The following is a 26,297-nucleotide window of genomic DNA, read 5'->3' on the forward strand; positions in this document are numbered from 1 at the left end:
CAACTTCAACCACTTGACTCGCTTCGATCTCTCGTTAGCGGGAGGCGAATTCTACAGCGTTTCAACTCGCTGTCAACTACCTTTTTCACCGCTGCCGATCTATTCGACCGAAGCACTTCCAGCACCATCACTAAACATCTAACTCATTGATTAACAAGGAGTTTTCCGTTTCGACTGCGCCGGAAGTGGGGCGAATTATAGAGATATAAAGCAGCACGTCAAGGACTATCTGTAACATTTCTATGTATCACGCCCAAATAGGCCATAACAAGAGAGGGGAGGCCTTACGGCCTCCCCTCTCTTTCTAGCCGCACTTACAGGCTTGGGAATGCGAACTGCGAAGCCTCATGGCTGGCGCGTTGTGGCCAGCGCTGAGTGATTGCCTTGCGGCGGGTGTAGAAACGCACCCCATCCGGGCCATATGCATGCAGGTCACCGAACAGCGAACGCTTCCAGCCACCAAAGCTGTGGTAAGCCACCGGTACCGGCAGCGGCACGTTGACACCGACCATACCCACTTCAATTTCGTCGCAGAACAAGCGAGCGGCCTCACCGTCGCGGGTGAAGATACATGTGCCATTGCCGTACTCGTGCTCGTTGATGAGCTGCATTGCTTCCTCCAGGCTTTTAACCCGTACGACGCACAGCACTGGCCCGAAGATCTCTTCTTTATAGATGCGCATCTCTGGCGTCACGCGGTCAAACAGGCAGCCCCCCAGGAAGAAGCCTTCCTCATGACCGGCGACACTCAGGCCGCGACCATCAACAACCAGTTCGGCACCGGCCTTGAGACCGTCTTCCACATAGCCTGCCACCTTGTCGCGATGCTGCCCGGTAACCAACGGCCCCATGTCCAGACCACAGGAAGTGCCTGCACCGATTTTCAGCGCCTTGATCTGTGGCACCAGCTTGGCCACCAATGCATCAGCGACCTGGTCACCGACACATACGGCAACCGAGATCGCCATGCAACGCTCGCCACAGGAACCGTAAGCGGCACCCATCAGTGCGCTGACCGCGTTATCCAGGTCGGCATCCGGCATCAGTACTGCGTGGTTCTTCGCACCACCCAGCGCTTGTACGCGCTTGCCACGGGCAGCGCCTTCTTTATAGATGTACTCCGCGATTGGCGTAGAACCTACAAAGCTCAGTGCTTTGACTTCAGGTGCTTCAATCAGGGCATCCACGGCAACCTTGTCGCCGTGCACCACGTTGAGCACACCGTCAGGCAGGCCAGCCTCTTGCAACAGTTGAGCAATCAGTAACGTCGAGCTTGGGTCACGCTCAGACGGTTTGAGGATGAAGCAGTTGCCACAAACGATGGCCAGTGGGTACATCCACAGTGGAACCATGGCTGGGAAGTTGAACGGAGTGATGCCGGCAACCACACCCAGCGGCTGGAAGTCGGACCAGGCGTCAATGTTCGGGCCGACATTGCGGCTGTACTCACCCTTCAGTACTTCGGGTGCGGCACAGGCAAACTCAACGTTCTCGATACCCCGCTTCAGTTCACCAGCGGCGTCTTCCAGGGTCTTGCCGTGCTCTTCGCTGATCAACTGGGAGATACGCGCTTCGTTCTTTTCCAGAAGTTGCTTGAAGCGGAACATTATCTGAGCGCGTTTAGCCGCGGGTGTATTGCGCCAGGCCGGAAACGCTGCCTTGGCGGCATCGATAGCCTGTTGGACCGTTTCCTTGCTGGCCAACGCTACCTTGTGGATAACCTGGCCAGTGGACGGGTTAAAGACCTCGGCGGTACGTTCGCCGCCAGACACCAGGTCGCCGTTGATCAAATGTTGAACAATGCTCATGCAGAACTCCAGAGAGGGTGCTAGTCCAGGCGCGGGGCTGCCCGCGCCTGCTACTTATATATAGAAGGGCTCAGTCGACCTGGTTCAGCGCTTCGCCGACTGCATCGAACAGACGGTCCAGCTCCTGCGGCTTAGCGTTGAAGGTTGGTCCGAACTGCAGGGTGTCACCGCCGAAGCGGACGTAGAAACCGGCTTTCCACAGTTTCATCGCTGCTTCATAAGGGCGAACGATGGCATCGCCGTCACGCGCAGCAATCTGGATCGCACCCGCCAAGCCGTAGTTACGAATATCAACGATGTTCTTCGCACCCTTCACGCCGTGCAGCACGCTCTCGAAGTGCGGTGCCAGCTCAGCGGCAGCCTGAACCAGGCCTTCTTTCTGCAACAGGTCCAAGGCCGCAATACCTGCCGCGCAGGCAACTGGGTGCGCCGAGTAGGTATAGCCATGGGGGAACTCCACTGCATACTCGGGAGTCGGCTGGTTCATGAAGGTCTGGTAGATCTCAGTACTGGCAATCACGGCCCCCATCGGAATGGCGCCGTTTGTGACCTGCTTGGCGATACACATCAGGTCTGGCGTAACACCAAAGGCCTCAGCGCCAAAGTTCGCCCCCATGCGACCAAAACCGGTAATCACTTCATCGAAGATCAGCAAAATGTTGTGCTGGTCACAGATCTCGCGCAAACGCTTCAGGTAGCCCTTCGGTGGCGGCAATACGCCTGCCGAACCCGCCAGCGGCTCAACGATCAGCGCAGCAATGTTCGAGGCGTCATGCAGCTCGATCAGCTTGAGCATCTCATCGGCCAGGGCGATACCGCCTTCTTCAGGCATACCCTTGGTAAAGGCGTTGCTGGCCAGCACGGTGTGAGGCAGGTGATCGACGTCCAGCAACTGGCCGAACATCTTGCGGTTGCCATTCACCCCGCCAAGGCTGGTACCGGCAATGTTCACGCCGTGATAGCCACGGGCACGACCGATCAGCTTGGTCTTGGTTGCCTGCCCCTTCAGGCGCCAGTAGGCACGCACCATCTTCACAGCGGTGTCGGCGCACTCAGAGCCCGAGTTGGTATAAAAGACGTGGTTAAGATTGCCCGGGGTCAGATCGGTGATCTTCTCGGCCAATTGGAACGACAGCGGATGACCAAACTGGAAGGCTGGCGAATAGTCGAGGACACCCAACTGACGCGACACGGCTTCCTGGATTTCCTTGCGGGTATGGCCCGCACCACAGGTCCACAAGCCCGACAGTGCGTCGTAGATCTTGCGGCCCTTGTCATCGGTCAGATAACTGCCTTCAGCGGCGACGATCAGGCGCGGATCACGCTGGAAGTTACGGTTGGCGGTATACGGCATCCAGTGCGCATCCAGCTTGAGCTGGCTGGCCAGACCGTTCGGTGCGTGTTCAGGCATGTTCATCGGACAAACCTCGCAAGGCGATTGGGTGATGTGTGTTGTTGCAGCTAAGTTGTCATGGCTATAAAGTCTGAAAAAGCCTACTTTTCTAATCTTTAGATAACCGAGCACTAAACTATGAGCCGTCGCCCGGAGCCCCTTGCCCAGGTCAGTGATTTCGATATTCGCTTGCTGAAGATCTACCGCAGCGTGGTGGAGTGCGGCGGCTTTTCGGCTGCCGAGAACGTACTGGGCATTGGTCGATCGGCAATCAGCCAGCAGATGAGCGACCTGGAGCAACGCCTTGGCTTGCGCTTGTGCCAGCGGGGCCGTGCCGGTTTCTCGCTGACCGAGGAAGGCCGCGAGGTCTATCAATCTGCGCTTCAGTTGCTCAGCGCACTTGAAAGTTTTCGCACCGAAGTCAACGGTCTGCACCAGCACCTGCGAGGCGAGTTGAACATCGGCCTGACCGACAACCTGGTCACCCTTCCACACATGCGGATCACCCATGCCTTGGCACAACTCAAGGATCGTGGCCCCGACGTGCGTATCCAGATCCGCATGATTGCACCCAGTCAGGTCGAGCAAGGTGTGCTGGACGGCAGCCTGCATGTTGGCGTGGTACCACAAACCAGCCCGCTCTCCGGGCTGGAGTACGAGCCACTGTACAGCGAGCGCTCACTGCTCTACTGCGCCGTGGGGCATCCATTGTTCTACGTCGACGATCGCCAGCTCGACGACGAACGCCTGAACACCCAGGACGCCATTGCACCGACGTTTCGCTTGCCCGCCGACATTCAGGCTCACTATCAAGTGCTCAACTGCACCGCCAGTGCCTCGGACCGCGAGGGCATGGCCTTTCTGATCCTGACTGGGCGCTACATCGGTTATCTGCCAGACCATTACGCCAGTTCCTGGGTACAACAGGGACGATTGCGAGCCCTCAAAGCCAGCGAACGCTTTTATGATTTGGGGTTGTCCTGGGTAACCCGTAAAGGCCGCCGACCACACCTGGTACTGGAGAGCTTTCTGGAAAGCCTTGCCGCGACCCGCTAAGAGGCTGGCACAGCAGTACCAAACACCCAAAAAAACACGAAGATTGCGTTTTTTAGCGGGTAGATGCTTGCCTGATAGCCGTGACTGGGTTATCTGTTGCTCTGCATTTACTTCGTATTTTCCGGAAACGCCCCATGACCCTGGAAGTCCCTGCGCATCGCCTGACAGCCTCCGGCAAACCTGCTGGTCGCATACGCCAAAAGAACGAGCAAGCTATTCTCAAGGCCGCCGAAGACGAGTTCGCCCGCCATGGCTTCAAAGGCACCAGCATGAACACCATTGCGCAGAACGCCGGGCTGCCCAAGGCCAACCTGCACTACTACTTCACCAACAAGCTGGGGCTTTACGTTGCGGTGCTGAGCAACATCCTCGAACTATGGGACAGCACCTTCAACACCCTGAACAGCGATGACGATCCCGCTGTTGCGCTGAGCAACTATATTCGCACCAAGATCGAGTTTTCGCGGCGCAACCCACAAGCCTCACGCATCTTCGCCATGGAGATCATCAGTGGCGGCCAGTGCCTGAGCGAGTACTTCAACCAGGACTATCGCACCTGGTTCCAGGGGCGGGCAGCGGTCTTCCAGAGCTGGATCGACGCTGGCAAGATGGACCCCGTCGATCCAGTACATTTGATCTTCCTGTTATGGGGCAGTACCCAGCACTACGCAGACTTCGCGACCCAGATCTGCCAGGTCACCGGCCGTAGCCGCCTGACCAAGCAGGACATGGAAGAAGCCAGCAACAACCTTATCCACATCATCCTCAAAGGCTGTGGCCTGACACCTCCCAATTGAACATCGTTTATGCCTTCAACTCTGTTGGACACCTGCGAGTTTCGCGAAGAAATCCGTAAAAGCCGCTTCATTACCCTCGCAGGCCCGATCAGTAGCCCAACTGAAGCTCAACAATTCATTGAGCGACACAGTGATCTGGCTGCAACCCATAACTGCTGGGCCTGGAAAATCGGTCAGCAGTACCGTAGCAGCGACGATGGCGAGCCTGGTGGTACCGCAGGCCGGCCAATTCTCGCCGCCATTGAAGCCCAGGACTGCGACCAGGTCGTTGTGCTGGTGATCCGCTGGTACGGCGGTATTCAATTAGGTACTGGAGGCTTGGCACGGGCTTACGGTGGTGGCGCCAACAAGTGCCTGCAGCAGGCCGATAAAAGACGCCTGGTCAGCCGAGTCGGCCTGCGCTGCAGTTGCACGTTCAGCGAACTGGCACTGCTCAAACTACGCGTCGCAGAAGTCGACGGCCTGGTGCTGGATGAGAAATTCACCGCCAATGGCGTCGACGTGCAGATTGCCCTTGGCGAAGCGCACATCGAGCCTCTCCAGCGCCAATTGGCGGACCTCAGCCGCGGCCGGATCCTGTTGGAACGTACCTGACAGTTGCCCACATCCACTGTGGGCCTGGCTGTGGATAAGCTCTGAGCATTCCTCTACAGCCCTTTTAAAACGTGGCCTGCAAGCAAACGATCATATTTTGATCAATATTTGATGACAGCGCTTCAATTGCCCGAAAATCAGACGCTTAGGTTGATTTATAGCCAATCGAAGACTGCCCACTGACGCTTATACCTCTGTTTTCGCCTTGCACACAGATACTGTGGAGCAACCTGTGGATAAACCGTGTACGCCTTAGCCAAGCGCTTGAACGGTCACGCCTGTGGCAAGCTGGTTGTTTTTTGAACAATCCTGACACTCAGTGCAACGTCATGACGAAGGCGCCCCGCCGCGTCATCGCGACCGAACTGCACCTTGGCTGAAGGCTGGAGTATGCTTCAAGGCCACTCCCAAATGAGCCTCGGCACATGCATTGGTAAATGCCCTCAACCCTGCAGTGTGAGCGGCAATGCCGTGCGCCTCCTTGAAAGGAACCCTACGCATGAGCACCCAGAAAAACGCATTGATCATTGGCGCATCACGCGGCCTGGGCCTTGGCCTGGTGCAGCGTCTGAACGAAGAAGGCTGGAACGTCGTGGCCACCGTCCGCGACCCGCAAAAAGCCGCTGCGCTGAACGCAGTGTCGAATGTTCAGGTCGAGACACTGGAGATGAACAGCAGCGCCCAACTTGACGCGCTTCAACAGCGCCTCAAGGGGCAGACCTTCGACCTGTTGTTCATCAACGCCGGCGTCAAGGGCCCGGACAACCAGAACGCTGAGCACGCGAACCTCGATGAGGTCGGTCAACTGTTCATGACCAACGCTGTAGCGCCCATTCGTGTCGCCCAGCGCTTTGCCCATCAGGTAAAGACAGACGGGGGCGTGATCGCCTTCATGAGCTCAATCCTAGGCAGTATCAGCATTCCCGATGCGCCAGAACTGGCCTTGTACAAAGCCAGCAAGGCCGCGCTGAACTCCATGATCAACAGTTTCTACGGCCCCCTGGAAATCCCCGGTCTGACCGTATTGGCCATGCACCCGGGTTGGGTCAAGACCGACATGGGCGGTGAAGGTGCCGAAATTGATGTCGCCACCAGCACCCGTGGCATGGTTGAACAGGTCAAGGCAAACAGCGGCCGGGGTGGCCTGTATTTCATCAACTACAAAGGCGAGCCCCTGATCTGGTGAATTGAATCACCACCGCTGAAACAGTAGACTCCAGGTCTCGCCTCCATGGCGGACCTGGATCAGCAGACAGGGCAACACTGAGCTGGCTAACCTGAACCCACTTTCAGAGGAGCCGGCACCATGCCTGCGACCCGTATCTGGTTGAAAAACCCCCTCGCCATCTTCACCGCCAACACCCTTGACGCCCGCGGCGGCCTGGTGATCGAAAATGGCCGTATCCACGAAGTTCTTGGCTTGGGACAATCTCCCGCCGCCCCCTGCGATCAGATCTTCGATGCCCGCGAGCACGTGCTGCTGCCCGGGCTGATCAACACCCATCATCACTTCTACCAGACCCTCACCCGCGCATGGGCGCCGGTGGTCAACCAGCCACTGTTCCCCTGGCTCAAGACGCTCTACCCGGTCTGGGCTCGTCTGACCCCCGAGCGGCTTAAAGTGGCCACCCAGGTTGCACTGGCTGAACTGTTATTGTCGGGCTGCACAACGGCAGCCGATCACCACTACCTGTTTCCCGAGGGCCTGGAAGAGGCCATCGATGTGCAAGTCGAAAGCGTGCGGGAACTGGGCATGCGTGCGATGCTCACACGCGGCTCGATGAGCCTGGGCGAAGCCGATGGGGGGCTGCCGCCGCAGCAAACTGTGCAACAGGGCGAAGTGATCCTTGCGGACAGCCAGCGACTTATCCACAACTACCATGAGCGCGGCGACGGCGCGCAGATCCAGATTGCCCTGGCCCCTTGCTCGCCCTTCTCGGTCACCCGCGAAATCATGCAGGCCAGCGCCAGCCTGGCGGAAGAACTGGATGTACGCCTGCATACACACCTGGCAGAAACCCTGGACGAAGAAGACTTCTGCCTGCAACGCTTCGGCCTGCGCACCGTCGACTACCTGGACAGTGTCGGCTGGCTTGGGCCACGCACCTGGCTGGCCCACGGCATTCATTTCAACCCCGATGAAATCGCCCGCCTCGGCAAAGCCGGCACGGGCATCTGCCATTGCCCGAGTTCCAACATGCGCCTGGCTTCGGGTATCTGCCCGACCATGGACCTTAGCAATGCCGGTGCGCCGGTCGGGCTGGGTGTGGATGGCTCTGCGTCCAACGATGCCTCCAACATGATGCTGGAAACTCGCCAGGCCCTGTACCTGCAACGCCTGCGCTATGGTGCGCAAGCCATTACGCCGGAACGGGTACTGGGCTGGGCAACCCGAGGCTCTGCACAATTGCTCGGGCGCAACGACATCGGCGAACTGGCGCCGGGTAAACAGGCCGACCTGGCCCTGTTCAAACTCGACGAACTGCGCTTCTCAGGCAGCCACGATCCGCTCTCAGCCCTGCTGCTGTGCGGCGCAGACCGCGCTGATCGAGTGATGGTCGGTGGCCGCTGGCGTGTCATCGATGGGCACATCGACGGCCTGGACCTCAAAGCACTCATCGCCAACCATCGCCAGGCTGCAGCGGCGTTGATGGCAGGCTAAGCAACTGAAGCCAATGCACGCTCTCATCGATGGCATATACAGCGCCATCGATGGGATTACTGTCGTGATCACTCATCCTAGCAGTGTGCAGGCACGCTAGAATGACGGCATCTGTACCTGAAGAGAAACGATTATGTACGACTGGCTTAACGCGCTGCCCAAAGCAGAATTGCACCTGCACCTGGAGGGATCGCTGGAGCCCGAGTTGCTGTTCGCCCTGGCCGAACGCAACAAGATTGCCCTGCCCTGGAACGATGTCGAAGCCCTGCGCGCGGCCTACGCGTTCAACAACCTGCAGGAGTTTCTCGACCTCTATTACCAAGGCGCCGATGTACTGCGCACCGAGCAGGACTTCTACGACCTGACCTGGGCCTACCTGCAACGCTGCAAGGCGCAGAACGTGATTCATACCGAGCCGTTCTTCGACCCTCAGACCCACACCGACCGCGGCATTCCTTTTGAAGTGGTGCTCAGAGGCATTGGCCGCGCACTGGAAGATGGCCGCAAGCAATTGGGTATCAGCAGCGGCCTGATCCTCAGTTTCCTGCGTCACCTGAGCGAGGAAGAAGCCCAGAAAACGCTGGATCAGGCGCTGCCCTTTCGCGATGCATTCATTGCCGTTGGCCTGGACAGCTCGGAGCTCGGCCACCCACCCAGCAAGTTCCAGCGGGTATTCGACCGTGCCCGCAGCGAGGGCTTCCTGACCGTTGCCCACGCTGGCGAAGAAGGCCCACCGGAATACATTTGGGAGGCACTGGATTTGCTGAAAATCCAGCGTATCGACCACGGGGTTCGGGCCATCGAGGACGAGCGATTGATGCAACGCATCATCGATGAGCAAATTCCACTGACCGTCTGCCCACTGTCCAACACCAAACTCTGCGTGTTCGACCATATGAGCCATCACAACATTCTCGACATGCTCGAGCGCGGTGTGAAGGTCACGGTCAACTCCGACGACCCGGCCTACTTCGGTGGCTACGTCACGGAAAACTTCCATGCCCTGTACACCCACCTGGGCATGACCCAAGACCAGGCCCGTCGCCTGGCGCAGAACAGCCTGGATGCACGTCTGATCAAGGCCTGAGCCCAGATGGGGTAGTGGCTGTCCAGCCACTACCCCAAACTAGCGCGCGACACTAACGGATAACGGCCTTCAGCCAGCCACCTTGGCCACGACGGGTTGAGCCATCTGACGAATCTTGTGCATACCGGCTGAGGTGACATGCAAGGCGCGTGAATCATCATTCACGCGAACCCAACCAGACTGGATAATCAGTTTTAATACGCTGCTTCCCAACGCCCCGCCCAGATGCGGACGCCGCTCACTCCATTCACTGCAACAATTGCACGGGACGCCCATCTTGCGCTGTCGTTGAGCCAACGCTTCAATGTAAATGCCCAGACGGGCAAACTCCACACGCCCCTCCTGAGTCACTTCAAGCTGCTGCTCGACCAACTCCAACCACCCGCAGTCAAGTAACCGCTGATAGAGATCGGCCGCCAACTCGCCTCCCAGGTGATCGCCACACAAACGTGCCCGACGCATCGACAAGGGAATGCTGGGGTTGCCTTTTTCGGCAGCACTGCCTTTCACCTCAAGCCCGAGAACCTGAACACTGGCCAGCGCCTCAACGGCTGCCCCAACCTCTGGCGTTGCGAGTTTGAAGTAACGTTTACGTCCACGCGCCTCCAGCTTCAACAAGCCACTGGCCGACAACCTGGCCAGATGTGCGCACGCCGAGGAGGGCGTCAGCCCGGCCATTACGGCCAGTTCCTCCGAAGGCCGAGCCATCCCATCAATCAACGCCCAGAGCATGGCGCTACGTTTTGGGTCAGCCAGCAAGGTTGCAACTTTGCTTATACTCGAAACAGATTTCATCTCTTCACTCCCCGAGAAAAAGTCACTCTTTGCCAATTGATCAGGACACTATCAACAGCGATGCTCCGCTCCCGTGAGCGCAGAGAGCCGACTGTTTCGCAGACAACTACTAGATCGATGAAATCAAATGATGGGAGGCCCGCAGTTCGTTCCCTGCCATGGAAGCATCTCACGCTGTTAAACGATGACAACGCCAGTATAAGCCTGCGCATGGAAACAAAAATCACTTAAACCCGAGGCTATGCCGGCAATACTCTGTGCTTCGCTCAACCTTGAACAAAATTAATGCCGGTTGATATAAGCGGCCTTTTCACCCCTCTATCCTTCACGCCACGAAAACCATGTCTCGTAGCGTTTCATTTAATAATTATGTTCTTTCACTGACGTAACAAAGCCTACGCAGTGAGTACATTAAACCCGCAGATAAATAGTCTGTAATTGTAAGATGGGCGGAGTGACGTCCTATACGAAACTAACACTCGTGCCTCCGGTAATTGTCGGCAACACTCATTGCATGAGCCCTGTGACAACGGCAATGGCTTACTGAGCGGCGTTGCGCTCATACCTTGCGGAAAAGAGGTCAGGCCAAAGGCACGCATGTGCTGGAAGGTTTCCGAGCTATAGGCATGACCGCCAGTCAGCCTGATGACCCAGGTCATGTCGCCCCCTGTGCACCAACGCTAAACTGATGTCACCTGTTACTTGCCAAGTGGAGTCGGTGCGATGAACATCGTTGTCAAAGCAGTCGCTACAAAATCCGGAAGCCCATGGCAAGTGCAACTCGACCAGCACGTGGTGAGCTTTCGCAGCGAAGCCGAAGCACGGGCCTTCGTCACCACGCTGCAAGCCCGCCTACAGGCACCGCATCCACTCAAGCGGGTCGGCTGAGCATCAGCCAGCGTGTGACCTGAGAGAACACAACGGCCATCACGCCGCACAAGCTGATCACCAGTGCCATCGGTATGGCGCTGCCATCATCCAGTGCGCTGACCAACGCCGCAGCACCTGCCGCCACACTGAACTGCAGGCACCCCAGTAATGCCGAAGCACTCCCAGCCCGCGCGCCCTGACCATTCATGGCACAGGCCGAGGCATTCGGCACAATCGCGCCCAGGCTGGCAATGCCTATGAACAACGGTATCAACAACGGCCACAAGGCGGCCGGATGCAGGGCGCTGAGCGCCAGTAGAACCAGCCCGGCCGTCACGTATGCCCATACCGCCCGCGACAACAGTACAGCTGGACCGCGCCTGGCCAACAACCGCGCATTCACTTGCGCCATCAGGATGAACCCGGCGGCATTGGTGCCGAACAACCAGCCGTAGTGCTCGGCAGGCACACCGTACAGTTTGATGAACACGAACGGCGAACCTGCGATGTAGGCAAACATGCCCGCGATGGCGACGCCGCCGGTCAGGGCATGCCCAAGAAAGACACGGTCGTTGAGCAAACGCCCATACTGGCGCAACGCACCAGACAAGGGCTGGCGCGGCTGATGCGCAGGCAGGCTCTCGGGCAAACCGAGTAACACCGCCAAGGTGCATAAGGCACTGAACACCGTCAGCACCAGGAAAATCGACTGCCAGCCGTGCAAACTGACCAGAACCCCACCAAACATCGGCGCCAGAATCGGCGCAAGGCCCATGACCAGCATCAACTGGGAAAAGACCTTGGCCGAGCCAACGGCATCGCACGTATCACTGACAATCGCTCGCGATAAGACCATCCCGGCACAACCGCCCAACGCCTGAACAAAACGCGCCACAATCAGCGCCTCCAGTGTCGGTGCGAACGCACAGGCCAGCGAGGCAACGGTAAACAGCACAAGGCCGATCAACAGCGGAATACGACGCCCGAAACGATCGGCCACCGGCCCGTAGGCCAACTGCCCCAGGGACAGGCCAAGAAAGTAGGCGGCCAACGTCGCCTGAATGTGCTTCTCATCGGTGGCGAACGCCTGCGCCATGGCCGGAAAGCCCGGCAAATAGAAATCAATTGCCAGGGGGCCGAAGGCACTCAAGGCACCAAGAATCAAAACGGTTCGCAGGTTCATCGGAAATCCGTAGCAGGCTAAGCAAGTTCGCTAGTCTAACCGTACGGGATCCATTACAGATGAGCTGTTGGCCATTGCTGTAAAAAAAAAGAGCGAACCTGCGTCCGCCCTTTCAGGTTATCAGGCCACCTCGGCCTGATAACCTTCTTCATGGATCAGTTCGATAATTTTCGAAGGTGTCAGGGTGCTTTGCACACGCACCTGTTTCTGACCCAGATCGACTTCAACCACCGCCGTCGGATCCTGGTTTTGCACCGCGTGGGTAACCGCTTTGACGCAGTGGCCGCAGGTCATGCCTTGGACATTGAATACATGCATCGGGAGTGCCTCCGTTCAGGTTTTGATGCAGTCTCAAGCTTGCCACCGTGGCAAGGTCAAGTTCCTCGATCTGCTGCCGGGCTGGAAATCGGCGCCCGCCTCGGCCAAGCTGCGCTCCTGACGATTCATGATTCAGGAGATTCAACTCATGCGCAGGGCAGCATTGGGCCTTTTCGGCCTGCTGGGTATGTTCGGCCTCGCCCCCCAGGCCAGTGCCGAAGGCCCCTCGGACTATAGCGTGCTGATCATTTCCCGGGAACGCCTGGAAGTGGCGACGACCTGCGAGATAGGTCTGTACCTCAACGATCATCTGGCGGGCCGGCTGTTCCAGGAACAATCGACTTCGTTCAACCTGCCAGCAGGCCCGGTAGCAGTGCGCATGCGCTTGTTACCAGGACAAGCCCCCGGCTGCCTGCCGGGTATCGAGAATCAACGCAGCACCCAATTGAACCTGCAGGCCGGGCAGATCAATAAGTACCGAATAGCGGTGGATCAAAATGGCCTCTACCTGAAAAAGGCAAGCCTGGGCTATTGACCTTCCCCGCGTGGGAAGGTTGAAGCTGGAGGCACGCCCAAGGAGGAACGCCCCCATGCCCGAATCTACCACCTTCGACCTGCCAATCGCTGGCATGACCTGCGCCAGCTGCGCAGGTCGCGTCGAGCGAGCATTGCGCAAGGTCGCTGGCACCGAACAGGTCAGTGTCAACCTTGCCACTGAGCAGGCACGCGTCACCGCACCGCCGCAGAGCCTGCCGGCATTGCTTGAAGCCGTCACGGATGCCGGCTACAGCGTGCCCACTCAAAGCCTTGAGCTGCAGATCAGCGGGATGACCTGCGCGTCCTGCGTCGGTCGGGTCGAACGCGCACTGGCCAAAGTGCCCGGGGTTCACCGCGTTAGCGTCAACTTGGCCAACGAGCGCGCCCATGTCGAGGTTCTCGGCACGATTGATACCGCGCTGTTGACTGGCGCAGTCGAACGCGCCGGTTACACTGCCACCCTGCCGCTCACCGGCAAGGCCGACCAGGACGTCGCCGAGCGCCGCTTGCACAAGGAGCGTTGGGCGGTAGGCCTGGCGATTGCCTTGGCCCTGCCGCTGGTACTGCCAATGCTGCTGCAGCCCTTCGGTATTCACTGGATGCTGCCGGCCTGGCTGCAGTTCGCCCTGGCCACGCCGGTTCAGTTCATCCTGGGGGCACGCTTCTATGTCGCCGCCTGGAAGGCCGTGCGGGCCGGGGCAGGCAATATGGACCTGCTGGTCGCGCTGGGTACCAGCGCCGGTTACGGCCTGAGCCTCTATGAGTGGGCGCGCACCAGCTCCGGAAGCATGTCCCACCTGTACTTTGAAGCCTCAGCGGTGGTGATCGCTTTGGTACTGCTCGGCAAGTACCTGGAGAGCCGCGCCAAACGCCAGACGGCCAGCGCCATCCGCGCCCTGGAGGCACTGCGCCCTGAACGTGCGTTGCAGGTGATCGATGGCCAGGAGCGCGATGTGCCGATCAGCGCCTTGCGCTTGAATGACCTGGTAATGGTCAAGCCGGGCGAACGCTTCCCGGTGGATGGCGAGGTAATCGAAGGGCAAAGCCATGCCGATGAAGCCTTGATCAGTGGCGAGAGCCTGCCCGTGCCCAAGCAACCGGGCGACCGTGTAACCGGCGGCGCGATCAACGGGGAAGGCCGCTTGCTGGTGCGTACCCTGGCGCTGGGCACCGAAACCGTGTTGGCCCGCATCATCCGCTTGGTCGAAGACGCTCAGGCGGCCAAGGCGCCGATCCAGAAACTGGTCGACCGCGTCAGCCAGGTATTCGTGCCCGTGGTGCTCCTGCTGGCCCTGGCGACACTCGCGGGTTGGTGGCTGGTCGGCGCCCCCATGGAAACTGCACTGCTCAACGCCGTCGCGGTTCTGGTCATCGCCTGCCCCTGTGCGCTGGGCCTGGCGACACCAACAGCCATCATGGCCGGTACCGGCGTGGCGGCTCGTCACGGCATCCTGATCAAGGACGCCGAAGCGCTGGAACGTGCCCATGCGGTCAATCGCGTGGTCTTCGACAAGACCGGTACCTTGACCTCCGGTAGCCCGCGCATTGTCCACAGCCAGGCGGTGGTCGGCGATCAGGCGCAGTTGTTGCAACTGGCCGGTGCGCTGCAGCGTGGCAGCGAACACCCATTGGCCAAGGCCGTTCTCGACGCCTGTGATGAACAGCACCTGGAAGTGCCGCCCATCAGCGCCAGCCAATCCCTCACCGGACGCGGCATCGCCGGTAGCCTGGATGGACGCGAACTGGCGCTGGGTAACCGCCGGCTGCTTGATGAAAGTGGCTTGCAACCGGGCGATCTGGCCAAGGCTGCACAGGAATGGGAAGCGGAAGGTCGTACCCTTTCCTGGCTGATCGAGCGCGCCCCGCAGGCGCGCGTGCTGGGCTTGCTGGCCTTTGGTGACAGCCTCAAGCCTGGCGCACTGCAAGCGGTTCAACAGCTCAGTGAGCAAGGCATCAGCAGCCACCTGCTAACCGGCGACAACCGTGGCAGCGCGCGCGTGGTGGCCCTGGCGCTGGGCATCGAAGATGTGCATGCCGAAGTGTTGCCGGCAGACAAAGCCGCCACCGTTCTGGCACTTAAACGCTCAGGCACCGTGGCCATGGTCGGCGACGGTATCAACGACGCTCCTGCCTTGGCGGCGGCGGACATCGGCATTGCCATGGGCGGAGGTACTGACGTTGCCATGCAGGCCGCCGGTATTACCCTGATGCGCGGTGATCCGCGCCTGGTGCCAGCGGCCCTGGAGATCAGCCGCAAGACCTACGCCAAGATCCGCCAGAACCTGTTCTGGGCCTTTATCTACAACATGATCGGGATTCCGTTGGCCGCTTTCGGCCTGCTCAACCCGGTGCTGGCGGGTGCTGCCATGGCCCTGTCCAGTGTCAGTGTGGTCAGCAACGCACTGTGGCTTAAAACCTGGAAACCCGAGATCCGACAACAGGACGACGCCCCATGAACATTGGTCAAGCCGCCCGCCACACGGGCCTCAGCGCCAAGATGATCCGTTACTACGAGTCGATTGGCCTGCTCAAGCCGGCCCTGCGCAGCGACAGCGGCTATCGCCTCTACCAACCGGAAGACCTGCACAGCCTGGCCTTCATCAAGCGCTCACGCGACCTGGGTTTCTCGCTTGAGGAAGTCGCTCGGCTGCTCACACTCTGGCAAGACCGCCAGCGCGCCAGTGCCGATGTGAAGGCACTGGCCAATGAACACATTGCCGACCTCAATCGCCGTATTGACGAACTGGTCAGCCTACGTGACACCCTGAATGAACTGGTCGCCCACTGCCAGGGCGACGACCGGCCGGACTGCCCGATCCTCAAGGACCTGGCTGCCGGCGGTTGCTGCCACTAACCCTGGCTTACTGCATCCAGGGCGGGGTAGGCTCGGCCTCCACGCCCTCCTGTGCAAGGGCTGCGCGACGACGGGCTTCGTCGGCGCGCGCGGCATCGATTTCACGCATCACATCGGCCACATTGGCACTGTGCTCGGTTTCGGCAAACTGCCCGCTCAGCTCGGTCTCCGGCAGCAGTTCACCCGCCTGATACAGCGCCCACATTTCCTTAGCGTATCGGGTTGCCTTGAGCTCGGGCGCAAAGCGCCCAAAGTAGCTGGCCATGTTGCCAACATCGCGCTCAAGCATGCTGAACGCATGGTTGTTGCCCGCGGCATCCACCGCCTGTGGCAGGTCGATAATCACCGGCCCCTCTGGCCCCAGCAGCACGTTGAACTCCGACAGGTCGCCATGCACCAACCCGGCGCAGAGCATCAATACGATCTGGCGAATGACAAATGCGTGGTACTCCAGGGCCTGCTCGGGCTCAAGCTCCACATCATTGAGGCGCGGCGCGGCGTCGCCATGTTCGTCGACGACCAGCTCCATCAGCAGAACACCGTCGAGAAAGTCATAGGGCTTGGGAACCCGAACGCCTGCGTTCGCCAAGCGGAACAGCGCGGCTACTTCGGCGTTCTGCCAGGCCTCTTCAGCCTCCTTGCGTCCATACTTCGAGCCCTTGGCCATGGCACGTGCCTGGCGGCTGTTGCGTACTTTACGACCTTCCTGGTACTCGGCGGCCTGACGGAAACTGCGCTTGTTAGCCTCTTTGTAGACCTTGGCGCAGCGCAGGTGCTGACCGCAGCGTACCACGTAGACCGCTGCCTCCTTGCCACTCATCAGGGGGCGCAACACTTCGTCGACCAACCCGTCTTCCACGAGCGGTTCAATCCGTTTTGGCGTCTTCATCAGCTTTGATTCTGGCTCCTTGTGAGGCGTATAGGGGTTTGTAACGGCAAACCGCGCGACCCGCCATTCTTTTTATGAGTAAAACGCCGGCAAAAAGTCAGATTCGGCTGTTTTGCCAATAAACACGGGGGTTTTCTTCTACGACACTTTATTTCCTCTGCACCCTGCCGATCCACTCTTTAGAGGGTTCATGTGTTTAATAAGAATGATTCGGAGCGCGGATGAACATCAAACAGAAATTGACCTGGGCCTTTGCCGTCATTGCCAGCCTGCCCATTCTAGTGGTCGCCACGCTGGTGGTGTTGAACCTGCGCACGGACGCTCGTGAATCCTTCATCGACGGCAGCAACCGCGAGATTCGCCAAGTCGCCAATGCCATGCAGCTGTTTTTTGAAGGCATCAGCCAGAACATCGACTACATGGCCGCACAGCCTCTGTTCACTGGCACCGGCGCGGGATTGAAACAGTACATCAGTGCCGATGCAGCCAGTATCGCCCAAGGCGAACAGGACAAGCGCCTGGTCGACTTCTTCACTCGCATGGCCGCCAGTCATCCCGCTTACGCCTATGTTTCCTACGGCGTCAAAGACGGCGGTTACGCCTCCTGGCCAGATGATCCGAAACTGGCCAACTATGATCCGCGCCAACGCCCCTGGTACCAGACCGCGATGGCTAACCCAGGCAAAACACTGCGCACTGCTGCTTACTACTGGGCACCTGATGACGCGGTACTGCTCAGCACCGTACGCACCGTGTCGAACTCATTGGGTTCGCCCGGTGGAGTGGTCAGCGTCGATGTTTCGATCAAACAGCTGACCGAGTTGGTCAAGCAGATCAAGCTGGGTGAAAGTGGCTACCTGATGCTGCTTGAACGCAACGGCAACGTGCTGGTCGACCCACATCAGCCCGAGCACAACTTCAAGATGCTGGGCTCTCTGGGCGAAGGCTATGCGCAACTGGCCAAGGTCGAGAAAGGACTGGTAGAAGTCGAGCTTGATGGCGTGCGCTACATGGCCAACGTCTGGCCGTCCGAACAACTGGGCTGGAGCTTTATCGGCCTGGTCCGTCAGGACGAAGTCATGGGCGCGGCCACGCAACTGACCTGGTTGATCGCGGCCATTGCCTTGGTGCTGGCCGCCGTCTTCGCCGTTGTCGGGGCGACCTTCGCGCGCTTGATCGTGCGCCCGATCAACAGTGTCAGCCTGGGCCTGGAAGGCATTGCCCAGGGAGAAGGTGACCTGACCCGCAACCTCGAAGTACGGGGTCGTGACGAAACCGCTCAACTGGCCAACTGGTTCAACCAGTTCCTCGCGGCCATCCGCAGCCTCATCCAGCATATCGGCCAGGCTGCCGGAAAGATCCTCGCCACCTCCAGCAACTCGACCCGCGTCTCCGGCGACATGGTCGAAGCCGCCGGGCGCCAGCGTGAAGCGGTGGATATGGTGTCCACGGCGTTCCATGAAATGGTTGCCACCGCCAACGAAGTCGCGCGCTCCTGCAGCCAGGCCGCCGAATCGGCCGACAGCGGCCAACAGCAGGCCCGGGAAGGCCAGCAGCAGATCGACGCAGCCGTTCAGAGCGTTGATCGCCTGAGCCAGGAAATCGAGCAGTCAGCGCAATCGATGCAACAACTGGAGCGCGACAGCAACGACATCCAGTCGATTCTCGGCACCATCCGCTCCATCGCCGAACAGACCAACCTGCTGGCGCTCAACGCCGCCATTGAGGCCGCACGCGCCGGTGAGCAGGGTCGAGGGTTCGCCGTGGTGGCCGACGAAGTACGCGCCCTGGCCAAACGCACGGCCGACTCCACAGCCGAAATCGATGGCTTGCTGGGGAATCTGGCGCAACGCACCAGCCAGGTTGCGCAACAAATGCACGCCAGCCTGGAAGTGTCGCAACAATCGGTCAGCCGTATTGGCATGGCACGCACCAGCTTCGGGCAGATCCGCGAGTCGGTGGACGTCATTCGTGACATGAACACCCAGATCGCCACTGCAGCCGAAGAGCAGCATCAGGTCGCCGAGGACATCAACCGGCACATCAGCCAGATCCATGGTGACGCGCAACTGGTAGCCGAACTGGCTAGCGCAGCGCGGCATGACTCCGAAAGCCTGGCCGGGTTGTCCAACGAACTGGATTCGCTGGTGCGCCGTTTCCGTACCTGATGTCCTGCCTTGGGGGGCCGGCTACAGGCCCAGGCTCCCCGGGGTAAAACCAAACAAGCGCTTGAACGCTGCGATGTAGGCAGAGGTTGAGTCATAACCACACCCCAGCGCAGCCTCCGTTACCCCTGCGCCCTGTTCAAGCACGCTGAGCGAGGACAGTAGGCGCATCCGCTGGCGCCAGCCTCGAAAGCTCAAACCTGTCTCGCGCTGGAACAGGCGAGTCAGGGTTTTCTCCGACATGTTCAACTGCTCCGCCCACTGGCCAAGGGTGTCGGACTGTGTTGGCTGTTCAAGCAGGCTGTCGCATAGTTCACGTAAGCGCGGATGCTGTGGCAACGGCAAGGAAAAGCCCACCTCCGCCAGCCCCTGCAACTGGTCAAGCAATACCTGCACCAGGCGCGCCTCGGGGCTGTTGCCTTCGGGGTACTCCACCGGCAACTGGCAAAACTGCTTGATCAACTCACGGGCCAGCGGCGTGACGGCCAGCACCCGACAGCCGTCCGGCGCCCACTGCGCATCCTCGCGTCGCACATAAACACTGCGCATCTCGGCACGCATCGACGACACCACTTCATGCTCGACCCCCGCAGGAATCCAGATGCCCCACTGTGGCGGTGCAAAGTAACTACCTTCAGCGGTATAGACCCCAAGCACACCGCTGATCGCATAGGAGAACTGCACCCAATCATGTTGATGCCGCGAGGTCCAGGATCCAGCGCTGAGACTTTCGGCTCGCGCATACAGCGGCCGGGGCAGGCGCTCCAGCGTGGGAATCGGGCGAGGGCCTGAAGGTTGTCCGTTACGCGGCATCGATTGACCTGGTATCGCAAGACGGTAGAGACCTCGCAGGTTAGCCTCTGTCATCGCCAATTACAAAATATCCACAGGCCTCCCCATGCAAGCGTTCAAACACCTCAAGCGCGTGGTAACCGACTGGTTCCTCTGCGGCATGTTCATCGCCACCCTGCTCGCCTGGCTGTTCCCTCGTTTTGGAAGCAGCGGTGGTGCCCTGCATGCCGAGTACGTGACCAACATCGGCGTGTTCCTGGTGTTTTTCCTGCACGGGGTCAACCTGTCCAGCGAACAGATTCGTCACGGCCTGAAAAACTGGCGCCTGCACCTGATGGTGCAAGGCTTTACCTTCGTGGTCTTTCCCCTGCTCTGGCTGGTCGGCAAGACATTACTGGGTACCCAGGTACCGGCCCTGCTGATGCTGGGCTTCCTCTACCTGTGCGCCCTGCCCTCAACCATCTCGTCCTCGGTGGCGCTCACCGGTAGCGCCAAGGGCAACGTACCCGCTGCGATTCTCAACGCCAGCCTGTCCAGCGTGCTGGGTATCTTCATCACCCCTTGGTTGGTCAGCCTGGTGGTTGGCAGCGGCAGTGACGGCATCGATCTTGGCTCAACCTTGCTCGACCTGTGCGCCATGCTCCTGCTGCCGCTGCTGCTTGGGCAACTGCTGCGGCCCTGGCTCGGATACCTCTTCGCCCGTTACAAGCGCTACACCGCCGTGCTGGACAAACTGGTGATCCTGCTGCTGGTCTATGCCGCGTTCTGCAACTCGATGGTTTCGGGAATGTGGCAACAACAGGGCACCGCAGTGATCGCTATGGCCCTGCTCGGCAGTGCACTGTTGCTGGCGCTGGTGCTATGGCTGACCACTCGAAGTGCCCGCGCCTTGAACTTCAGCCCGGCGGACGAAATCGCCGCAGTGTTCTGCGCCAGCAAGAAGTCCCTGGCCGCCGGCGCGCCCATGGCTGCACTGATCTTCGGCGCTCACCCCGGGCTTGGGCTGATCCTGCTGCCGATCATGATCTACCACCCGCTGCAATTGATCGTCTGCTCAGTCATGGCCGAGCAGTACGCCAACCGTACAACTCGCATCGACAGCAGCGCCGCCCTCAGCGCTCAATAATCGCCGTCACGCCCTGGCCGCCGGCTGCACAGATAGAAATCAGCCCGCGGCCTTTGCCAGCATGTGCCAACAGCTTGGCCATATTGGCCAGGATGCGCCCACCGGTCGCGGCAAACGGATGCCCGGCCGCCAACGAACTGCCCTTGACGTTGAGCTTGCTGCGGTCGATGCGGCCCAGCGGCGCCTCTAGGCCAAGGCGGTCGCGGCAGTAAACAGGGTCTTCCCAGGCCTTGAGCGTGCATAACACCTGCGCGGCAAACGCCTCATGGATTTCGTAGTAGTCGAAGTCCTGCAGGCTCAGGCCATTGCGCGCCAGCAGCCGTGGCACCGCATAGGCCGGGGCCATCAACAGCCCCTCCTGGCCCCGGACAAAATCCACCGCCGCGCTCTCGCCGTCGACCAGCCAGGCCATCACCGGCAAACCACGCTCCTGCGCCCAGGCTTCACTCCCCAGCAAGACCACCGAGGCACCATCGGTCAACGGCGTCGAGTTACCTGCCGTGAGGCTACCTTGGCTGCTTCGATCGAACACCGGTTTGAGTGCAGCAAGCGTGTCCAGAGTAAGGTCGGGGCGCAGGTTCTGGTCGCGGTTCAAACCCAGGAAAGGTGTCAGCAGGTCATCGTGCCAGCCCTCGGCAAAAGACGCCGCCAGGTTCTGATGGCTGCGCAAGGCCAGTTCGTCCTGAGCCAGACGCTCAATCTGCCAGGTACGCGCCATCAACTCGCAGTGCTGGCCCATCGACAGGCCTGTGCGAGGCTCGCCATTACGCGGCAATTCGGGCTTCAGGTGCCGGAAGCGCAGTTGCAACAGTGCCTTGAGCTTTTCACCCGTACCTTTCGCCCGATTGGCCTGCAACAGGATCCGACGCAAGCCTTCGCTCACCGCAATTGGCGCATCCGAAGTGGTATCAACACCCCCGGCAACCCCGCATTCGATCTGCCCCAGAGCGATCTTGTTGGCGACCAGCAACGCCGCTTCCAGCCCAGTGCCACACGCTTGCTGCACATCATAGGCCGGCGTTTGCGCTGACAACCGCGAGCCGAGGACACATTCGCGGGCCAGGTTGAAATCCCGTGAATGCTTGAGCACCGCGCCAGCGGCCACCTCGCCCAGGCGCACGCCGTGCAGGCTGAAGCGCTCGATCAGCCCCTCCAGGGCCGCAGTGAGCATGTCCTGGTTGCTGGCCTTGGCATAAGGGCCATTCGCGCGAGCAAAGGGGATTCGGTTACCACCGATTATTGCGACCCGGCGCAAAGAACGCATGCACAACCTCCTTGTGTTGAGGGCAGACTCGATACAGCGTAGGTGTTTTTTCCACCTTCAAGCGACCAACGGCAAAACATGGTCCACACTTTGAGGCTGATCTCATGGAGGCCTCATTCATGTCCGACCGCTATCTCGACTTCGCCAACTCCGACTTCGGTCGCCGCCTGGTCGGTGTCATCGGCTTGCCGACACCGGCCCGCCTGGAGCGCTGGGAGGCCGGCCGGATGCGTCCGATCGAAGGGGCGCTGCTGCTGGGCGGTGGGGCACTGTCGCGGCAGGTCGCCGGGTTTGCCACACGCCTGACCGACGAGGTCTACAGCTATGCCGATGAGGGCCTGCAACTGCCGGCGTGGGTGGCGGGCCTGGGGCCATCGCTCAAGGCGGTGCTGTTCGATGCCAGCGAACTGGAGGACATCGACCAGCTCAAGCAACTGCGCGAGTTCTTCCAGCCGCTGCTACGTAGCCTTGATGCCAATGCGTCAGTGGTGATTCTCGGGCGTGCCCCGGAACAGCTCGAAGCGCCGCTGGCCAGTGTTGCCCAGCGTGCCCTGGAGGGCTTCAGCCGTTCGCTGGCGAAAGAACTGCGCAACGGCGGCAGACTGCAACTGCTGTATGTCGGCGACGGTGCCGAGGACCAGCTTGAAGGCGCACTGCGTTTCTTCCTGTCGCCCAAGAGTGCCTTCATCTCCGGCCAGGTGCTGCGCTTGAATGCTTGCACCAGCCACGTTCAGGACTGGACGCGCCCCCTGGCCGGGCGCAAGGCACTGGTGACCGGCGCCGCACGCGGTATTGGTGCGGCCATCGCCGAAACCCTCACCCGTGACGGTGCAGACGTTGTGCTGCTCGACGTACCGCAGGCCAAGGCCGAGCTTGAAGCGCTCGCAACCCGCCTGGGGGCACGCAGCCTGGCCCTGAATATCTGTGCGGACGATGCTCCAGAACAGCTCATCGCAGGCCTACCTGATGGCCTCGATATCGTCGTTCACAACGCCGGAATCACCCGTGACAAGACCTTGGCCAACATGACCCCGGAGTACTGGGACTCGGTCATGGCCGTTAACCTTAAGGCACCACAGATCCTCACCCAGGCCTTGCTCGACAGAGGCGCCCTGCACGCCAACGCCCGCATCGTGCTGCTGGCCTCGATCAGTGGTATTGCGGGCAACCGCGGGCAGTCCAACTATGCCGCCAGCAAGGCCGGCCTGATTGGCCTGGCCCAGGCCTGGGCGCCACGCCTGGCCAGCACGGGGAGCAGCATCAACGCCGTCGCCCCGGGTTTCATTGAAACGCGGATGACCGCCGCCATTCCTTTCGCCCTGCGCGAGGCAGGCCGGCGCATGAGTTCACTGGGCCAGGGCGGCCTGCCACAGGATGTCGCCGAAGCCGTGGCCTGGCTGGTGCAGCCGGGCAGCGGCGCGGTCAACGGACAGGTGCTGAGGGTCTGCGGGCAAGCGGTCATGGGGGCTTGAGCATGACGCATCAATGGCATGAACTGAGCACGACCGCCGCGCTGCCTGGGCTGTACCTGCGAGCAGCGCGCAAGCGCAAGATCAGCGGCACCAGCTTGCCGACGACCGGGCTACGCTGCAGCCTTGAGGTCAATGCCGAGCGACTGGCAGCCTACCGCACGCTGTGCCACTTTGGTGACGACCCGCTGCTGCCCGCGACCTGGCCGCATGTAATGGCATTCCCCCTGCAACTGCAGTTGCTCACTGCCAACGACTTTCCGTTTCCGCTGCCAGGCCTGGTTCACCTGAGCAACAGCATTCACGTCATACGACCGCTGGGCGGTGTCACCCGACTGCACTTCGCGGTGCGGGTGGATAACCTGCAGGCCCATGAGAAAGGCGCAACCTTCGACCTCATCACCGAAGCCCGCGATGGTCTCGGGCTGCTCTGGAGCGAAACCAGCCGCATGCTGTGCCGAGGCGTGAAACTTCCAGGCGAACCCGCCTGCGAACCTGAAGCCGAAGCCCTGCCCCTGAGCGAACTGACCCGCTGGTACGCCGACAGCAACATCGGACGACGCTATGCACGCCTCTGTGGCGACTACAACCCGATCCACCTGAGCGCCATCAGCGCCCGCCTGTTTGGTTTCCCCAAAGCCATTGCCCATGGCATGTGGAGCAAAGCCATGGCCCTGGCCGCCTTGCGTGGCCACCTGCCAACCGGTGGTTACGCGATTGAGGTCAATTTCCACAAACCGGTACGCTTGCCCAGCGAGGTGATACTCGACGCCAGCCCTGCCGCACCCGCCGGGCAACTGCGTCTGAGTGGTCATGGCGGGTTGGTGCATATACAGGGGACATGGCGAGCGCTCGAAGCCCGCTGAGCCAGCAACCTCCGGCCTTGAGGTCCTTGCGTTGCAGCGCGCTCAGGCTGAAGCTATGCAGCCTGAGGAGACTACCCCATGAATTTGCAAGCATTGACCGAGCGACTGCACCGCATTCGTGACAATAACGACTGGCGCGGCTTTCATAGCCCGAAAAACCTGGCCATGGCGGCCAGCGTTGAAATGGCCGAACTGGTCGAAATTTTCCAGTGGCTGAGCGAAGACCAGTCGCGCCAACTCTCCAGGGAGCAACTGGAACACGCCGGCCAGGAAGTCGGCGATGTCGTCCTCTACCTGCTATTACTGTGCAGTGAACTGGGCCTGGACATGGAGCAGGTCGTCACACTCAAGTTGGCTGACAGCGAGAGGCGTTTCGCCCGATGAATGACCGTCACTTCGATGAGCTGGCGACCCGTTTTGCCGAAAAGATCTACGGTGGAGCAAAAGGTGCGATTCGTCTGGCGGTGCTCCAGGCCGACCTTGTCGAGAGCCTGCCAGAGCGCCCACTACGCGTTCTCGATATTGGTGCAGGCCTGGGCCATATGGCCTTGTGGCTGGCCGAGCGCGGCCACCAGGTAACCCTGGCCGAGCCCGCCGCGCCGATGCTTGACGGTGCCCGGGCACGTTTTGCCGACGCAGGCCAACACGCCACGTTCATCCAGGCCCCCTGGCAAGACCTGCTCGGCCAACTCACCGAGCCCTATGACCTGGTGTTATGCCACGCCGTGCTTGAATGGCTGGCCGAGCCCGAGGCCATTCTGCCCGTCCTGCATCAACTGACACGCCCCGGTGGCTGGTTGTCGTTGGCGTTCTACAACCGTGATGCCTTGGTGTACCGCAACCTGCTCAAGGGCCATTTCCGCAAAATGCGGCGCAACAGCATGGCTGGCGAAAAGCAGAGCCTGACCCCGCAAAAACCACTTGATCCACGCGAACTCAAGGTGCACCTTGAACGCCTGTGGCAGGTTGAAAACGAAAGCGGCGTGCGGGTTTTCCACGACTACATGCCGAGCGAATTCCAGGCCAAGGCCGCGTTGAGCGACCTGCTGGAAATGGAACTGGCGCATCGCCGCCATCCGGTGTTCGCCGGGCTGGGCCGCTACCTGCACTGGATCTGCCGGCCCCTGTAGCGGGTCGACTGGAGCACGACATGTCGTACCGCCCTGTTGCTGCGAGCCTGATCTGCCTGGCCTTGGTTGGCTGTCAGGGCAGCAACCCTTATGTCGCCAGCGCTCTGCCAATGCCGCCAGCACCCACGCATGCAGCCAACACCTTCGATGCCAGCGCCTACCCGGCAGCGAACCGTGATTATGCGCACTACCGCAGCTGGAGCTGGCGCAATGGCCAACTGCCCGATGGCAGTAGCATCGCCGATCCGGCGCAACTGGCCGAGGCGGTCAGTAACGCACTTGACCAACACGGCCTGCGGCCCTCCCGCGAGCAGCCCGCCGACCTGCAGGTCAGCGCCAGCCTCAGTGTGGAAAAACGCCTGCGCCAGGTTCGTGAGGACGACTACCCTTATGGTGGCTATGGGTACAGCGGTTATGGCTATGGTCACCACGGCGGTTATGGCATGTACACCAGCGTCCCCATCGTGCGGACCTACGAAATCGAAGTGTTAGTGGTGCGCCTGCACCTGTTCGACGCCAGCAATGGCCAAGCGGTCTGGAGTGCCAGCGCCGAAGCCGCGAACCCGAGCTCCGAGCGGGGCCGTGCCGATGCAGTGCGTAGCGCAATCAACAAAGCACTGGAGGGTTATCCTCCCAGTTAGG

General features: G+C 60.4%; 25 protein-coding genes and 1 pseudogene. 18 read left to right on the forward strand and 8 right to left on the reverse strand.

The genetic code is table 11. The features are described from left to right. Positions 1-314 precede the first annotated feature (314 nt). Positions 315-1,808 carry a CoA-acylating methylmalonate-semialdehyde dehydrogenase gene (locus CYD26_RS19765; protein WP_102053399.1) on the reverse strand — a complete coding sequence of 498 codons (1,494 nt, stop codon included), beginning with the start codon at positions 1,806-1,808 and terminating at the stop codon, positions 315-317. A 70-nt stretch (positions 1,809-1,878) separates the two neighbouring features. Further along, positions 1,879-3,225 (reverse strand): aspartate aminotransferase family protein, encoded by a 1,347-nt coding sequence (locus tag CYD26_RS19770; protein WP_065761678.1) that lies wholly within the window; start codon positions 3,223-3,225, stop codon positions 1,879-1,881. Between the two features lie 114 nt (positions 3,226-3,339). Between CYD26_RS19770 and CYD26_RS19775 the strand changes: the two genes are divergently transcribed. From CYD26_RS19775 to CYD26_RS19800, 6 genes are all read left to right on the forward strand, one after another. Then, positions 3,340-4,257 carry a LysR family transcriptional regulator gene (locus CYD26_RS19775; RefSeq protein WP_065761677.1) on the forward strand — a complete coding sequence of 306 codons (918 nt, stop codon included), beginning with the start codon at positions 3,340-3,342 and terminating at the stop codon, positions 4,255-4,257. Positions 4,258-4,391: 134 nt separating this feature from the next. Beyond that, on the forward strand, positions 4,392-5,054 hold the full coding sequence (locus tag CYD26_RS19780) for a TetR/AcrR family transcriptional regulator (protein ID WP_099773466.1): 663 nt from the start codon (positions 4,392-4,394) through the stop codon (positions 5,052-5,054). 9 nt (positions 5,055-5,063) lie between these two features. Beyond that, positions 5,064-5,648 (forward strand): YigZ family protein, encoded by a 585-nt coding sequence (locus CYD26_RS19785; RefSeq protein ID WP_102053400.1) that lies wholly within the window; start codon positions 5,064-5,066, stop codon positions 5,646-5,648. 499 nt (positions 5,649-6,147) lie between these two features. Then, positions 6,148-6,834: an SDR family oxidoreductase gene (locus CYD26_RS19790; protein ID WP_102053401.1), complete on the forward strand. Its 687-nt coding sequence runs from the start codon at positions 6,148-6,150 to the stop codon at positions 6,832-6,834. A 120-nt stretch (positions 6,835-6,954) separates the two neighbouring features. Continuing rightward, a complete protein-coding gene (locus tag CYD26_RS19795; protein WP_102053402.1) occupies positions 6,955-8,310 on the forward strand; it encodes an 8-oxoguanine deaminase in 1,356 nt (451 codons plus the stop codon). Positions 8,311-8,443: 133 nt separating this feature from the next. Then, the gene (locus tag CYD26_RS19800) at positions 8,444-9,397 is read left to right on the forward strand and encodes an adenosine deaminase (protein WP_099773462.1); all 954 of its coding nucleotides are present in this window, start codon (positions 8,444-8,446) and stop codon (positions 9,395-9,397) included. A 69-nt stretch (positions 9,398-9,466) separates the two neighbouring features. Here CYD26_RS19800 and CYD26_RS19805 read toward each other — a convergent pair whose 3' ends face one another. Further along, positions 9,467-10,192 (reverse strand): helix-turn-helix transcriptional regulator, encoded by a 726-nt coding sequence (locus CYD26_RS19805; RefSeq protein WP_102053403.1) that lies wholly within the window; start codon positions 10,190-10,192, stop codon positions 9,467-9,469. 723 nt (positions 10,193-10,915) lie between these two features. On the opposite strand from CYD26_RS19805, the gene CYD26_RS25255 reads away from it, so the two are divergent. Beyond that, entirely contained in the window at positions 10,916-11,080 is a 165-nt protein-coding gene (locus CYD26_RS25255) for a hypothetical protein (RefSeq protein WP_178081725.1), read from the forward strand. Here CYD26_RS25255 and CYD26_RS19810 read toward each other — a convergent pair. Both CYD26_RS19810 and CYD26_RS19815 read right to left on the reverse strand, forming a co-directional pair. Beyond that, positions 11,064-12,245 carry a multidrug effflux MFS transporter gene (locus CYD26_RS19810; RefSeq protein WP_102053404.1) on the reverse strand — a complete coding sequence of 394 codons (1,182 nt, stop codon included), beginning with the start codon at positions 12,243-12,245 and terminating at the stop codon, positions 11,064-11,066. The genes CYD26_RS25255 and CYD26_RS19810 overlap by 17 nt on opposite strands. A gap of 120 nt (positions 12,246-12,365) precedes the next feature. After that, positions 12,366-12,563, reverse strand: coding sequence for a heavy-metal-associated domain-containing protein (locus tag CYD26_RS19815; protein ID WP_065761624.1), 198 nt, complete (start codon positions 12,561-12,563; stop codon positions 12,366-12,368). A 148-nt stretch (positions 12,564-12,711) separates the two neighbouring features. On the opposite strand from CYD26_RS19815, the gene CYD26_RS19820 reads away from it, so the two are divergent. From CYD26_RS19820 to cueR, 3 genes are read left to right on the forward strand one after another with little or no spacing between them, the layout of a single operon-like run. Then, a complete protein-coding gene (locus CYD26_RS19820) occupies positions 12,712-13,098 on the forward strand; it encodes a hypothetical protein (protein WP_065761623.1) in 387 nt (128 codons plus the stop codon). A 55-nt stretch (positions 13,099-13,153) separates the two neighbouring features. After that, positions 13,154-15,556, forward strand: coding sequence for a heavy metal translocating P-type ATPase (locus CYD26_RS19825; RefSeq protein ID WP_065761622.1), 2,403 nt, complete (start codon positions 13,154-13,156; stop codon positions 15,554-15,556). After that, the gene (gene cueR, locus CYD26_RS19830; RefSeq protein WP_102053405.1) at positions 15,553-15,954 is read left to right on the forward strand and encodes a Cu(I)-responsive transcriptional regulator; all 402 of its coding nucleotides are present in this window, start codon (positions 15,553-15,555) and stop codon (positions 15,952-15,954) included. Before CYD26_RS19825 ends, cueR begins: the two co-directional genes overlap by 4 nt. Positions 15,955-15,961: 7 nt before the next feature. On the opposite strand, the gene CYD26_RS19835 is transcribed toward cueR, so the two are convergent. Next, entirely contained in the window at positions 15,962-16,843 is an 882-nt protein-coding gene (locus CYD26_RS19835) for a PA4780 family RIO1-like protein kinase (protein ID WP_102053406.1), read from the reverse strand. A gap of 419 nt (positions 16,844-17,262) precedes the next feature. Between CYD26_RS19835 and CYD26_RS26015 the strand changes: the two are divergent. Both CYD26_RS26015 and CYD26_RS26020 read left to right on the forward strand, forming a co-directional pair. After that, positions 17,263-18,153, forward strand: a pseudogene (locus CYD26_RS26015) (cache domain-containing protein); the annotation flags it as partial. Between the two features lie 129 nt (positions 18,154-18,282). After that, positions 18,283-19,011 (forward strand): methyl-accepting chemotaxis protein, encoded by a 729-nt coding sequence (locus tag CYD26_RS26020; RefSeq protein ID WP_371917250.1) that lies wholly within the window; start codon positions 18,283-18,285, stop codon positions 19,009-19,011. A 21-nt stretch (positions 19,012-19,032) separates the two neighbouring features. Here the strand turns inward: CYD26_RS26020 and CYD26_RS19845 are convergent, their stop codons facing one another. Beyond that, positions 19,033-19,821 (reverse strand): helix-turn-helix transcriptional regulator, encoded by a 789-nt coding sequence (locus tag CYD26_RS19845; protein WP_102053407.1) that lies wholly within the window; start codon positions 19,819-19,821, stop codon positions 19,033-19,035. Between the two features lie 85 nt (positions 19,822-19,906). On the opposite strand from CYD26_RS19845, the gene CYD26_RS19850 reads away from it, so the two are divergent. Beyond that, positions 19,907-20,926, forward strand: coding sequence for a bile acid:sodium symporter family protein (locus tag CYD26_RS19850; protein ID WP_102053408.1), 1,020 nt, complete (start codon positions 19,907-19,909; stop codon positions 20,924-20,926). Here CYD26_RS19850 and CYD26_RS19855 read toward each other — a convergent pair. Continuing rightward, positions 20,913-22,190 (reverse strand): acetyl-CoA C-acetyltransferase, encoded by a 1,278-nt coding sequence (locus tag CYD26_RS19855; protein WP_102053409.1) that lies wholly within the window; start codon positions 22,188-22,190, stop codon positions 20,913-20,915. The genes CYD26_RS19850 and CYD26_RS19855 overlap by 14 nt on opposite strands. A 119-nt stretch (positions 22,191-22,309) precedes the next feature. Here CYD26_RS19855 and CYD26_RS19860 point away from each other — a divergent pair, with 119 nt between their 5' ends. The 5 genes from CYD26_RS19860 (at position 22,310) to CYD26_RS19880 (ending at position 26,296) form a co-directional block, all read left to right on the forward strand. After that, entirely contained in the window at positions 22,310-23,662 is a 1,353-nt protein-coding gene (locus CYD26_RS19860; RefSeq protein ID WP_102053410.1) for a 3-oxoacyl-ACP reductase, read from the forward strand. A 2-nt stretch (positions 23,663-23,664) separates the two neighbouring features. After that, positions 23,665-24,525, forward strand: coding sequence for a MaoC family dehydratase (locus CYD26_RS19865; protein WP_102053411.1), 861 nt, complete (start codon positions 23,665-23,667; stop codon positions 24,523-24,525). A gap of 78 nt (positions 24,526-24,603) precedes the next feature. Next, the gene (locus tag CYD26_RS19870; RefSeq protein ID WP_065757969.1) at positions 24,604-24,909 is read left to right on the forward strand and encodes a MazG-like family protein; all 306 of its coding nucleotides are present in this window, start codon (positions 24,604-24,606) and stop codon (positions 24,907-24,909) included. Further along, complete coding sequence (locus CYD26_RS19875; protein ID WP_065757968.1) at positions 24,906-25,655, forward strand: methyltransferase; 750 nt, start codon at positions 24,906-24,908, stop codon at positions 25,653-25,655. The genes CYD26_RS19870 and CYD26_RS19875 overlap by 4 nt, the downstream gene beginning before the upstream one ends. Positions 25,656-25,675: 20 nt before the next feature. Continuing rightward, on the forward strand, positions 25,676-26,296 hold the full coding sequence (locus CYD26_RS19880; protein ID WP_102053412.1) for a DUF4136 domain-containing protein: 621 nt from the start codon (positions 25,676-25,678) through the stop codon (positions 26,294-26,296). Position 26,297 lies beyond the last annotated feature (1 nt).

This window comes from Pseudomonas sp. FFUP_PS_473, from assembly GCF_002858665.1.
In the GTDB taxonomy this organism is placed as follows: domain Bacteria; phylum Pseudomonadota; class Gammaproteobacteria; order Pseudomonadales; family Pseudomonadaceae; genus Aquipseudomonas; species Aquipseudomonas defluvii.